The sequence below is a fragment of the Aquipuribacter hungaricus genome (assembly GCF_037860755.1).
Classification (GTDB): domain Bacteria; phylum Actinomycetota; class Actinomycetes; order Actinomycetales; family JBBAYJ01; genus Aquipuribacter; species Aquipuribacter hungaricus.
The window spans coordinates 1-11,079 of the sequence record NZ_JBBEOI010000122.1; the positions used below are offsets into that span (position 1 = coordinate 1).

An 11,079-nucleotide genomic window follows, 5' to 3' on the forward strand; every position below is an offset into this window, starting at 1 on the left:
GCCGCCGTCCCGTCCGCGGCGACCGCCCGGAGCGCCCCGTGCGCACCGACCGCGGCCCCCGCACCGAGGGTGCCGTCGAGCCCGGCCAGTCCGCCTCCCCGGCGGTCGAGGCCCTGCCCGCCGGCGCCGACAACGCCGCCGTCGCCTCCCCGACGAACCAGGAGGGCTGAGGACCATGCTGATCCCGCGTCGCGTCAAGCACCGCAAGCAGCACCACCCGGGCCGCTCGGGTGCCTCCAAGGGCGGCACCCAGGTGACCTTCGGCGAGTGGGGCCTGCAGGCGCTCGAGCCGGCCTACGTCACCAACCGGCAGATCGAGTCCGCCCGTATCGCCATGACCCGCCACATCAAGCGTGGCGGCAAGGTCTGGATCAACATCTACCCGGACCGCCCCATCACCAAGAAGCCCGCCGAGACCCGCATGGGTTCCGGCAAGGGCTCGCCGGAGTGGTGGGTCGCCAACATCAAGCCGGGCCGCGTCATGTTCGAGCTCAGCTACCCCAGCGACGACGTCGCCAAGGAGGCGCTGACCCGAGCCATGCACAAGCTGCCCATGAAGTGCCGCATCGTGCAGCGAGAGGGTGGTGAGAGCTGATGTCGGTCGGGAGCAAGGACCTCGCGTCCCCGAACCTGCGCACCTTCGACGACGCCAAGCTGGTCGAGGAGCTCCGGAAGTCCAAGGAGGAGCTGTTCAACCTGCGCTTCGCCTCGGCGACCGGCCAGCTCGAGAGCCACGGCCGCCTGAAGGCCGTCAAGCGAGACATCGCACGGATCTACACCGTGATGCGCGAGCGCGAGCTCGGCATCACCACCCAGGAGGTCGCATCATGAGCACCGAGAGCACCGAGGCCGGCGGCGCCGTCCAGGCGGCTGCGGCGAGCGGGTCGACCCCCGAGCGCGGCAACCGCAAGACCCGCCGCGGATACGTCGTCAGCGACAAGATGGACAAGACCGCCGTCGTCGCCGTCGAGGACCGGGTCAAGCACCCCCTGTACGGCAAGGTCCTGCGGCGTACCAGCAAGGTCAAGGCGCACGACGAGGCCAACGCGGCCGGCATCGGCGACCTGGTCCTGATCATGGAGACCCGCCCGCTGTCCGCGACCAAGCGCTGGCGCGTGGTCGAGGTCCTCGAGAAGGCTAAGTGAGGCACCAGTGATCCAGCAGGAGTCCAGGCTCAAGGTCGCCGACAACACCGGTGCGAAGGAGATCCTCTGCATCCGCGTGCTCGGTGGCTCCGGCCGCCGGTACGCCGGTATCGGCGACACCATCGTCGCGACCGTCAAGGACGCGATCCCCGGTGGCAACGTCAAGCGCGGTGACGTCGTCAAGGCGGTCGTCGTGCGCACCGTCAAGGAGCGTCGTCGTCCGGACGGCAGCTACATCAAGTTCGACGAGAACGCCGCCGTCATCCTCAAGAACGACGGCGACCCCCGCGGCACGCGCATCTTCGGGCCGGTCGGCCGCGAGCTGCGCGACAAGCGGTTCATGAAGATCATCTCGCTGGCACCGGAGGTGCTCTGATGGCTGAGGGCAAGTTCCGCATCAAGAAGGGCGACACCGTCGTCCTCATCGCCGGCTCGCGCTCGCGCACCAAGAAGGACGGCACCACGGTGGAGGGCGACCGCGGCAAGACCGGCAAGGTCCTCGCCGTGTTCCCCGACACCAAGCGCGTCCTCGTCGAGGGCGTCAACCGGGTCACCAAGCACGTCAAGCCCGGCTCGACCGGGCGCGGCTCCAGCACCGGCGGCCTCGTCCACACCGAGGCCCCGCTGCACGTGTCGCGCGTCGCGCTGGTGGACCCGGAGACCGGCAAGGCCACCCGCGTCGGCATCCGTGTCGAGAAGCAGGAGCGCGGCGGTCGGGAGCGCAACGTGCGCGTCCGTGTCGCCAGGCGCTCGGGCAAGGACATCGCATGAGCACCGAGACCACCGAGACCACCGAGACCGAGGTCGCCCCCGCGGGCGGCACCGGCAACGTCGCGGGCACCAAGCCGCGCCTTCAGCAGCGCTACCTGGACGAGATCCTGCCGGCGATGCTGGAGGAGTTCGGCTACGCCAACATCATGCAGGTGCCCGGCGTCGTCAAGGTCGTCGTCAACATGGGCGTCGGCGAGGCGGCCCGCGACTCCAAGCTGATCGACGGGGCCGTCCGCGACCTCACGGCGATCACCGGCCAGAAGCCGCAGGTCACCAAGGCCCGCAAGTCCATCGCGCAGTTCAAGCTGCGCGAGGGCATGCCGATCGGCGCGCACGTCACGCTGCGCGGCGACCGCATGTGGGAGTTCCTCGACCGGCTCCTGTCGGTCGCGCTGCCCCGTATCCGCGACTTCCGCGGCCTGTCGCCCAAGCAGTTCGACGGACGCGGCAACTACACGTTCGGTCTCACGGAGCAGGCGATGTTCCACGAGATCGACCAGGACCGGGTCGACCGCGTGCGCGGCATGGACATCACCGTGGTGACGTCCGCGACCATCGACGACGAGGGCCGGAGCCTGCTGCGCAAGCTCGGCTTCCCCTTCCAGGTCAGCTGAGGGGAGGAGACCGACCATGGCGAAGACGTCCCTGATCAACAAGGCTGCCAAGAAGCCGAAGTTCAAGGTCCGCGGCTACACGCGCTGCCAGAAGTGCGGGCGACCGCACTCGGTGTACAAGAAGTTCGGGCTGTGCCGCATCTGCCTGCGCGAGATGGCGCACGCCGGCGAGCTGCCCGGCGTCACCAAGTCCAGCTGGTGACCCGGGCGCCTGGCGCCCGGCACCACAGCACCACCCCACGTACCTAGAGACCTAAGGACGCCGGAGGTCCGCGAGAGCGGAAACCGCGGCGGGAGAGGGCAGCAGCCCGATGACGATGACCGATCCGATCGCAGACATGCTCACGCGTCTGCGCAACGCCAACTCGGCGTACCACGACGACGTCTCCATGCCGTTCAGCAAGCTCAAGGCGAGCGTGGCCGACATCCTCAAGCAGGAGGGCTACATCGCCGGCTGGACCGTCGAGGAGGCCGAGGTGGGGCGCACCCTCACCCTGAACCTCAAGTTCGGCCCGTCCCGCGAGCGCTCGATCGCCGGCCTGCGCCGCGTGTCGAAGCCCGGCCTGCGCGTGTACGCCAAGTCGACCAACCTGCCCAAGGTCCTCGGTGGCCTCGGCGTCGCGATCCTGTCGACGTCGTCCGGGCTGCTGACCGACCGCCAGGCCGCCAAGAAGGGCGTGGGTGGGGAAGTCCTCGCCTACGTCTGGTGACGGTAGAGCGGAGCTGAGGAGAGACACATGTCGCGCATCGGCAAGAACCCCGTGCCCGTCCCCTCCGGCGTGGAGGTCGGCCTCGACGGCCCGACCGTCACCGTCAAGGGACCCAAGGGCCAGCTCAGCCACGTCGTGGCCGAGCCCATCACCGTGACGAACGAGGGCAGCCTCATCACCGTCGCCCGGCCGGACGACGACCGTCGTTCCAAGTCGCTGCACGGTCTGACCCGCACCCTCATCGCCAACATGGTCACCGGCGTCACCGAGGGCTACACCCGCAAGCTGGAGATCCACGGCACCGGCTACCGCGTGGTCGCCAAGGGCAGCAACCTCGAGTTCGCCCTCGGCTTCAGCCACCCGGTGACGATCGTCCCGCCGGCGGGCATCACCTTCACCGTCGAGAGCCCGACCCGTTTCTCGGTCCTGGGCATCGACAAGCAGCAGGTCGGCGAGGTGTCGGCCAACATCCACAAGCTCCGTAAGCCCGACCCGTACAAGGGCAAGGGCATCCGCTACGAGGGCGAGCAGATCCGCCGCAAGGTCGGAAAGGCTGGGAAGAAGTAATGCCCACTGTCGTCGAGCGCAGCTCGCGCCGCGGCGGACGGAGCCGTGTCGCGGCCCGCAGCCGCCGTCACCAGCGCGTCCGCAAGAACGTCTCCGGAACCGTCGAGCGCCCCCGCATGGTGGTCACCCGCTCCCTGCGCCACATCGTGGTGCAGGTCGTTGACGACACCTCGGGCCGCACGCTGGCCTCGGCCTCGACCCTCGAGGCCGACCTGCGGGCGAGCACGGCGGACAAGACCGCCAAGGCCAAGGCCGTCGGCGCCCTCGTCGCCGAGCGGGCCCAGGCGGCCGGCGTCACCGCCGTCGTCCTGGACCGCTCCGGCAACAAGTACCACGGCCGCGTGGCCGCGGTGGCCGACGGTGCCCGCGAGAAGGGCCTGTCGCTGTGAGCCTCTCCGTGGACCTCTGCGCAGCACCCGTGCACCCGATGGAAGGAACCCTCTGATGGCAGGACCCCAGCAGCGTCGCGGCGGCCCCCCCGGGGCCGGCGGCACCGCCGGTGGCACCGGTGGCCCCGAGGGCGGCCGCGAGCCGCGCCGCGGTGGCCGTGACGGCGGTCGTCGTGACGACCGCGGCCGTGGCGGCGAGGAGCGCAGCAACTACGTCGAGCGCGTCGTCGCGATCAACCGCGTCGCCAAGGTCGTCAAGGGTGGTCGTCGCTTCAGCTTCACCGCCCTGGTCGTCGTCGGCGACGGCGATGGCATGGTCGGCGTCGGCTACGGCAAGGCCAAGGAGGTGCCCGCGGCGATCAGCAAGGGCGTCGAGGAGGCGAAGAAGAACTTCTTCCGCGTCCCGCGCATCGCCGGCACCATCCCCCACCCCATCCAGGGCGAGAAGGCGGCCGGTGTCGTCATGCTCCGTCCGGCCAGCCCCGGTACCGGCGTCATCGCCGGCGGGCCGGTCCGTGCGGTGCTCGAGGCCGCCGGCGTCCACGACGTGCTGAGCAAGTCCCTCGGCTCCAGCAACGCCATCAACATCGTCCACGCGACGGTCGCGGCCCTCAAGGGCCTCGAGCCGCCGGAGTCCGTGGCCGCGCGCCGTGGCCTGCCCATCGAGGACGTGGCCCCGGCCCGTCTGCTCCGTGCCCGGGCGGAGGCCAGCTGATGGCGGACGTCGTGCTCAACATCTCCGGCAAGGCCGACGACGCGGTCACCGGCAAGCACCTGCGGGTCACGCAGACCCGCAGCACCATCGGCGGGACCCAGGGCCAGCGGAACACCGTCCGCAGCCTCGGTCTCAAGCGCATCGGTGACACCGTGGTGAAGGAGGACCGTCCCGAGATCCGCGGGATGGTCATCACCGTGGCGCACCTGGTCCACGTAGAGGAGGTCGACTGACATGGCCGACGAGCACGTGCTGAAGGTCCACCACCTGCGTCCGGCCCCCGGCGCCAAGACCGCGAAGACCCGTGTCGGTCGTGGTGAGGCGTCCAAGGGCAAGACCGCGGGCCGTGGCACCAAGGGCACCAGCGCCCGGTACCAGGTCTCCGCCGCCTTCGAGGGTGGTCAGACGCCGCTGCACATGCGCCTGCCCAAGCTCCGCGGCTTCACCAACCGGTTCAAGGTGACCTTCCAGGTCGTCAACCTTGACCGGCTCTCGGAGCTCTACCCCGACGGTGGCACCGTGACCCCGGCCGACCTGGTCGCCCGCGGCGCCGTCCGTGACAACGCCCCCGTCAAGGTGCTCGGCACCGGGGACGTGAGCTCGGCCCTGACCGTCTCGGCGCACAAGTTCTCCGCGTCGGCGAAGGCCAAGATCGAGGCAGCCGGCGGGTCCACCACCACCGTCTGACGTCCCACCGCCGGTGACCGCCGGCGTCCCGCACCCACCCAGGACCGGGGCCTCGTGCCCCGGTCCTGGTGTTAGGGTCCGGGACGCCGGGCGGTCCCGGTCCATCGGGCGGCCAGACCGTCCCCGTGCCCCGTCCCGGGCCCCTCAGGAGGTAGTCGTGGTCAGCCTCGGCGCGTTCGTCAGCGCGTTCCGGACCCCAGATCTCCGGGCGAAGATCCTCTTCACGCTCGGCATCATGGCGATCTTCCGCCTCGGGTCCTTCATCCCCACCCCCGGCGTCGACTTCGGGAACGTCCGCGAGTGCCTGGCGCTCGTCGAGACGACCGGCGTCTTCGGCCTCATCAACCTGTTCAGCGGCGGCGCGCTCCTGCAGCTGTCGATCTTCGCGCTCGGGATCCTCCCGTACATCACCGCGAGCATCATCGTGCAGCTGCTCACCGTGGTGATCCCGCGGTTCGAGGAGCTCAAGGCCGAGGGCCAGACCGGCACGGCCAAGCTCACGCAGTACACGCGCTACCTGACCATCGGCCTGGCGATCCTGCAGTCGACGACGTTCGTCTCGCTGGCCCGCACCAACGCCATCTTCGGCGGCGCGTGCAGCCCGGACGCCTTCCCGACGATCCCGGACCAGAGCCTCCCGGTCATCCTGCTCATGATCACCACGATGACCGCCGGCACCGGCCTCATCATGTGGCTGGGCGAGCTCATCACCGCCAAGGGCGTCGGCAACGGCATGTCCCTGCTCATCTTCACCTCGATCGCCGCCACGTTCCCGAGCTCGCTGTGGAGCATCGCGACGCAGCGCTCGTTCGAGACGATGCTGCTCGTCATCGCCATCGGCCTGGTCATCGTCGTCCTGGTCGTCCTCGTCGAGCAGAGCCAGCGCCGCATCCCGGTGCAGTACGCCAAGCGCATGGTGGGCCAGAAGGCCTACGGCGGGACCAGCACGTACATCCCGCTCAAGGTCAACATGGCGGGCGTCATCCCCGTCATCTTCGCCAGCTCGCTGCTGTACCTGCCGGCGCTGGTCAGCCAGTTCTCGCCGGAGTCGGAGTGGGCGGCGTGGATCGGCCGGTACTTCGTCAGCGGCGACCACCCGCTCTACATGCTCGCCTACGTCGCGCTCATCATCTTCTTCACCTACTTCTACGTGGCCATCACGTTCAACCCGGACGAGGTCGCGGAGAACATGCGCAAGTACGGCGGGTTCATCCCCGGCATCCGTGCCGGCCGCCCGACGGCGGAGTACCTGGACTACGTCATCACGCGCATCACGTTCCCGGGCTCGATCTACCTGGCCCTGGTCGCGCTCATCCCGCTCGTGGCGCTCGTGCTCGTGGACGCCAACCAGAACTTCCCCTTCGGCGGCACGTCGATCCTCATCGTCGTCGGGGTCGGCCTGGAGACCGTCAAGCAGATCCAGTCGCAGCTGCAGCAGCGCAACTACGAGGGGTTCCTGCGGTGACGCGTCTCGTGCTGCTGGGCCCCCCCGGCGCGGGCAAGGGCACCCAGGCCGCCAGGCTCGCGAGCCGGCTGGGCGTCCCCGCCATCTCCACCGGCGATATCTTCCGCCGCAACGTCACCGAGGGCACCGAGCTCGGGGTCACGGCGAAGAGCTACATGGACGCGGGGGAGTACGTCCCCGACACGGTGACCAACGCGATGGTCGCCGACCGCCTGGCGGAGCCGGACGCCGTCGACGGCTTCCTGCTCGACGGCTACCCGCGCACAGCCGACCAGGTCACCCAGCTGGACTCGATGCTGGGCGCCCAGGGTTCGCGGCTGGACCACGTCGTGGAGATCACCGCGGACACCGACGAGGTCGTCCAGCGGCTCACCCGGCGGGCGCAGGAGCAGGGCCGCAGCGACGACACCGAGGACGTGGTCCGCCACCGCCTCGACGTCTACACCGAGCAGACGGCCCCCCTGGCCCAGCTCTACGCCGAGCGTGGCCTGCTGGTCCGCGTGGACGGCATGGGTGCCATGGACGACGTCACCGCCCGGCTGCTCGCCGCCATCGGCGTCGACGCCGTCTGACGTGCCGCGGTCCCGGGCGAGGTCCACCTGATGTTCGGGCGCGAGCGCATCGAGTACAAGACCGTCGAGCAGGTGCGCACCATGCGCCGTGCCGGCCTCGTCGTGGCCGAGGCGCTGGCGCAGGTGCGCCTCGCGGTCCGTCCCGGCGTGACGACGGACGACCTGGACGCGGTGGCGGCCGGCGTCATCCGTGACGCCGGCGCCACGTCGAACTTCTTCGGCTACCACGGCTTCCCCAAGACCGTGTGCACGTCGGTCAACGAGCAGGTCGTCCACGGCATCCCCGGCTCCGCGGTGCTGCGGGCCGGGGACGTGCTGAGCGTCGACTGCGGCGCGGTGGTGGACGGCTGGCACGGGGACTCCGCGGTCTCGCTCGTGGTCCCGGCCGAGGACGGCAGCGACGTCTCCTCCGCCGTCGACCGCGAGCTCGTCGCCGCCACCGAGGAGGCGATGTGGCGCGGGATCGCCGCGCTGCGGGTCGGAGCACCTCTCGGCCGGGTCGGCGAGGCCGTCGACGACTTCGTCGCCCAGGAGCAGGACGGCCGCTGGGGCCTGGTCGAGGAGTACACCGGCCATGGCATCGGCACGGCCATGCACCAGCCGCCCGAGGTGCTCAACTACCGGGCCCAGGGGCGCTCGCCCAAGGTCCGCGAGGGCCTGTGCGTCGCGGTGGAGCCGATGCTCACCGTGGGCTCGCCCGCGTCCCGGACCCTGGCCGACGGCTGGACCGTGGTGACCCTGGACGGCTCGCGCGCGGCGCACGCGGAGCACTCGGTGGCGGTGCTGCCGGACGGGTTGTTCGTGCTCACGGCCGTCGACGGCGGGGCCGAGCGGCTCGGTGCCGCCGGGGTGGCCGTGTCCTCCCTCGTCGACGTCTGACCGCTGCACCGGCACCGCCCGCCGGGCGGGTGGCGCGGGCGCGCGCCGAGCGACGGGGCGCAGCGGCTCTGGGCCGTCCGTGGGAGCGCGCCCTGGGCCGACCGGGTAGAGCGTGGTCACGGGCCGTGAGATCGGCGTCCGTGCTGGTGAGAGTGCTGGTCACAGGCCGGTTCCCGCGATTGACAGGGCTGGGTGCTGCTGGTGCCCTGTGCCTGTCCAGGTCCGTGCCACCGCGTGAAAGGTCGTCCCTGTGCTCCTTCGCCTGCGCTCCCGTGTCCTCGCCGTCTCCGCCCTCCTGCTGACCGCCCTGCTGGGGGGTGCCGTGCTCACGGCGGCCCCGGCGTCGGCGACCACGTCTGCCCCGGCCGCGTCGTACCTGCCGTACAAGTCGTACCTGCCCTACAAGAGCTACCTGCCGTACGAGGCGGGGACCGCAGCGGCGTCGTACCTGCCGTACAAGTCGTACCTGCCGTACAAGAGCTACCTGCCGTACAAGAGCTACCTGCCCTACAAGAGCTACCTGCCCTACAAGTCTTACCTGCCCTACAAGTCCTACCTGCCGTACGAGGCCGGGACCGCCGCGTCGTACCTGCCCTACAAGTCCTACCTGCCGTACAAGTCCTACCTGCCGTACAAGTCCTACCTGCCCTACAAGTCCTACCTGCCCTACAAGTCCTACCTGCCGTACAAGTCCTACCTGCCCTACAAGTCCTACCTGCCCTACAAGTCCTACCTGCCGTACAAGTCCTACCTGCCCTACAAGTCCTACCTGCCCTACAAGTCCTACCTGCCGTACAAGTCCTACCTGCCCTACAAGTCCTACCTGCCCTACAAGTCCTACCTGCCCTACAAGTCCTACCTGCCGTACGAGGCCGGGACCGCCGCGTCGTACCTGCCCTACAAGTCCTACCTGCCGTACACGTCCTACCTGCCCTACGCGTCCCCGTCCCTCGCGTCGTCCGCCGACGTCGAGTCGGCGTCAGGGCCCGCCCGCTTCTTCAGAGCCCGCTGACCCGCTGACCCGCGCGGCCGGCCCGGGCCGCAGGTATCAAGCCCCGGTCGGGCGCCTCCTCGTCGCAGGAGCACCGGGGCCCGCCCGGTGCCCACGAGGAGGAGGACCACGGATGCCGAAGCCCCAGGACACGACCCCGCCGGAGCCGGAGGAGGAGGGCGTGCCGGTCGACGACGACGTGCTGACCCCGGAGAAGTCCGGGCCGCGCCCCACCGGTGGGTTCACCCGGCCGGTCGTCTGACGGCGGATGCGGGCCCCGCTCCTCAGGGGGTGCCGGCGCTGGCGTGAGCAGAGACGGCGGCCGTCGCCGCCCGTCGCACCGGCTGGCCCCGGTCCTCGGACGGCGACGACCGGGTCCTTGAGGACGGGCTCGGTCGACGACGGCGGCCCGTTGGCCCTCGGCGTCGGGCGGGGGACCGCCTCGGTCGACGACGGCTGCGCGGTGGTCCTCGCGTAGGGGTGGGGGACCGGGGCGGTCGATGACGGCTGCGCGGTGGTCCTCGGCGTCGGGCGGGGGACCGGCTCGGTCGACGACGGCTGCGCGGTGGCCCTCGGCGTCGCGCCGGGGGACCGGCGCGGTCGATAACGGCTGCGCGGTCGCCTTCGGCATCGGGCTGGGGGACCGGCTCGGTCGACGACGACTCCGCGGGTGCCGCGGCGTCTCACCGGGCCCCACGCCCACGGTCGGTGCTGGACACCCGGCCGCTCCCGGCGGGACCATCCGGCGTGGCCGAGACGTTCCTCGAGCGTGCGGTCGCCGCCGCCGAGGTGGGGGACGACCAGGCGGCCCGGCGGTGGGCCGCCAGGGCGCTGGACGCCCGTCCCGGTCCGGCCCTGCGCGCGCGCATCCTCGTCCACCAGGCGTACCACGTCGCCGTGACGACGTCGGTGGAGGAGGGCATGGCCCTGCTCGACGAGGTGGCCGCGGACCCGGCGGTGGACGACGCCCTGCGCGGCCGCGTCGAGATCAACCGCGGGCTGCTGCTGCAGCGCAGCGGGGACCGGGCCGCGCGACGCGCCTTCGACCGGGCGCTGGAGCTCGTGCCCGCCGAGGAGGAGGACACCCGCTGCACGGTCCACCTCAACCGCGGGGTCGTCGCCATGGAGGCGCGCGACCTGGTCGGGGCCCGGGCCGACTTCGAGGCGGCGCTCGCCCTGGCCCGGCGCACCGGCTCCGACCTGGCCACCGCCATGGCGTCGGCCAACCTCGCCTACTGCCTCATGCTCGCCGGCGACCTCCCCGCCGCCCTGCGGGGCCTGGAGGCCGTCGCGCCGGTCCTCGGTGCGCTGTCGCCGGTGCTCGCCGCCAAGTGCCTGGCCAACCGCGCGGAGGTGCTGCTCGCTGCCGGGCTGCTGGTCGAGGCCGCCGACGACCTGGAGCAGGCGGCCGCCACCTTCGGGCGGCACCGCAACAGCTACGAGCAGGCCGAGGCCGAGCACCAGCTGGCGCGGGTGAGGCTCGCACTCGGCGAGGACGCCGCCGCCCGCCGGCTGGCCCGCCGGGCCGCGCGACGCTTCGACTCCCGCGGCCTGCTGGCGCGGGGGGCGGGCTC

17 protein-coding genes and 2 pseudogenes are annotated in these 11,079 nt (G+C 71.2%); all 19 read left to right on the plus strand.

Annotated elements, in window-relative coordinates; genetic code table 11:
* Positions 1-175: 175 nt before the first annotated feature.
* The gene (gene rplP, locus WCS02_RS12675) at positions 176-595 is read left to right on the plus strand and encodes a 50S ribosomal protein L16 (RefSeq protein ID WP_340293751.1); all 420 of its coding nucleotides are present in this window, start codon (positions 176-178) and stop codon (positions 593-595) included.
* Positions 595-825 (plus strand): annotated as a pseudogene (gene rpmC, locus WCS02_RS12680) (50S ribosomal protein L29); the annotation flags it as partial. The gene rplP and the pseudogene rpmC, both read left to right, overlap by 1 nt.
* A 2-nt stretch (positions 826-827) precedes the next feature.
* On the plus strand, positions 828-1,145 hold the full coding sequence (rpsQ, locus tag WCS02_RS12685) for a 30S ribosomal protein S17 (protein ID WP_340293753.1): 318 nt from the start codon (positions 828-830) through the stop codon (positions 1,143-1,145).
* A gap of 7 nt (positions 1,146-1,152) precedes the next feature.
* Positions 1,153-1,521, plus strand: a complete 369-nt coding sequence (gene rplN / locus WCS02_RS12690) for a 50S ribosomal protein L14 (protein ID WP_340293755.1) — start codon at positions 1,153-1,155, stop codon at positions 1,519-1,521.
* Positions 1,521-1,916, plus strand: a complete 396-nt coding sequence (gene rplX, locus WCS02_RS12695) for a 50S ribosomal protein L24 (RefSeq protein WP_340293757.1) — start codon at positions 1,521-1,523, stop codon at positions 1,914-1,916. The genes rplN and rplX overlap by 1 nt, the downstream gene beginning before the upstream one ends.
* Positions 1,913-2,530 carry a 50S ribosomal protein L5 gene (gene rplE, locus WCS02_RS12700; protein ID WP_340293760.1) on the plus strand — a complete coding sequence of 206 codons (618 nt, stop codon included), beginning with the start codon at positions 1,913-1,915 and terminating at the stop codon, positions 2,528-2,530. The genes rplX and rplE overlap by 4 nt, the downstream gene beginning before the upstream one ends.
* Before the next feature lie 16 nt (positions 2,531-2,546).
* Positions 2,547-2,732: a type Z 30S ribosomal protein S14 gene (locus WCS02_RS12705; protein WP_340293763.1), complete on the plus strand. Its 186-nt coding sequence runs from the start codon at positions 2,547-2,549 to the stop codon at positions 2,730-2,732.
* Between the two features lie 109 nt (positions 2,733-2,841).
* On the plus strand, positions 2,842-3,240 hold the full coding sequence (rpsH, locus tag WCS02_RS12710) for a 30S ribosomal protein S8 (protein WP_340293766.1): 399 nt from the start codon (positions 2,842-2,844) through the stop codon (positions 3,238-3,240).
* Between the two features lie 27 nt (positions 3,241-3,267).
* Positions 3,268-3,807, plus strand: a complete 540-nt coding sequence (rplF, locus tag WCS02_RS12715; RefSeq protein ID WP_340293768.1) for a 50S ribosomal protein L6 — start codon at positions 3,268-3,270, stop codon at positions 3,805-3,807.
* Positions 3,807-4,196 (plus strand): 50S ribosomal protein L18, encoded by a 390-nt coding sequence (gene rplR, locus WCS02_RS12720; protein WP_340293770.1) that lies wholly within the window; start codon positions 3,807-3,809, stop codon positions 4,194-4,196. The genes rplF and rplR overlap by 1 nt, the downstream gene beginning before the upstream one ends.
* A gap of 55 nt (positions 4,197-4,251) precedes the next feature.
* A complete protein-coding gene (gene rpsE / locus WCS02_RS12725; RefSeq protein ID WP_340293772.1) occupies positions 4,252-4,911 on the plus strand; it encodes a 30S ribosomal protein S5 in 660 nt (219 codons plus the stop codon).
* A 59-nt stretch (positions 4,912-4,970) separates the two neighbouring features.
* Complete coding sequence (gene rpmD / locus WCS02_RS12730) at positions 4,971-5,144, plus strand: 50S ribosomal protein L30 (RefSeq protein WP_340293786.1); 174 nt, start codon at positions 4,971-4,973, stop codon at positions 5,142-5,144.
* A 1-nt stretch (position 5,145) separates the two neighbouring features.
* On the plus strand, positions 5,146-5,598 hold the full coding sequence (gene rplO / locus WCS02_RS12735) for a 50S ribosomal protein L15 (RefSeq protein WP_340293774.1): 453 nt from the start codon (positions 5,146-5,148) through the stop codon (positions 5,596-5,598).
* Positions 5,599-5,755: 157 nt separating this feature from the next.
* The gene (gene secY / locus WCS02_RS12740; protein ID WP_340293776.1) at positions 5,756-7,063 is read left to right on the plus strand and encodes a preprotein translocase subunit SecY; all 1,308 of its coding nucleotides are present in this window, start codon (positions 5,756-5,758) and stop codon (positions 7,061-7,063) included.
* Positions 7,060-7,635 carry an adenylate kinase gene (locus WCS02_RS12745; protein WP_340293777.1) on the plus strand — a complete coding sequence of 192 codons (576 nt, stop codon included), beginning with the start codon at positions 7,060-7,062 and terminating at the stop codon, positions 7,633-7,635. The genes secY and WCS02_RS12745 overlap by 4 nt, the downstream gene beginning before the upstream one ends.
* Before the next feature lie 30 nt (positions 7,636-7,665).
* The gene (gene map / locus WCS02_RS12750) at positions 7,666-8,514 is read left to right on the plus strand and encodes a type I methionyl aminopeptidase (protein WP_340293779.1); all 849 of its coding nucleotides are present in this window, start codon (positions 7,666-7,668) and stop codon (positions 8,512-8,514) included.
* Between the two features lie 250 nt (positions 8,515-8,764).
* On the plus strand, positions 8,765-9,526 hold the full coding sequence (locus WCS02_RS12755; protein WP_340293781.1) for a hypothetical protein: 762 nt from the start codon (positions 8,765-8,767) through the stop codon (positions 9,524-9,526).
* A 112-nt stretch (positions 9,527-9,638) separates the two neighbouring features.
* On the plus strand, positions 9,639-9,767 hold the full coding sequence (locus WCS02_RS12760) for a hypothetical protein (RefSeq protein ID WP_340293783.1): 129 nt from the start codon (positions 9,639-9,641) through the stop codon (positions 9,765-9,767).
* A 485-nt stretch (positions 9,768-10,252) separates the two neighbouring features.
* Positions 10,253-11,079 (plus strand): annotated as a pseudogene (locus WCS02_RS12765) (hypothetical protein); the annotation flags it as partial.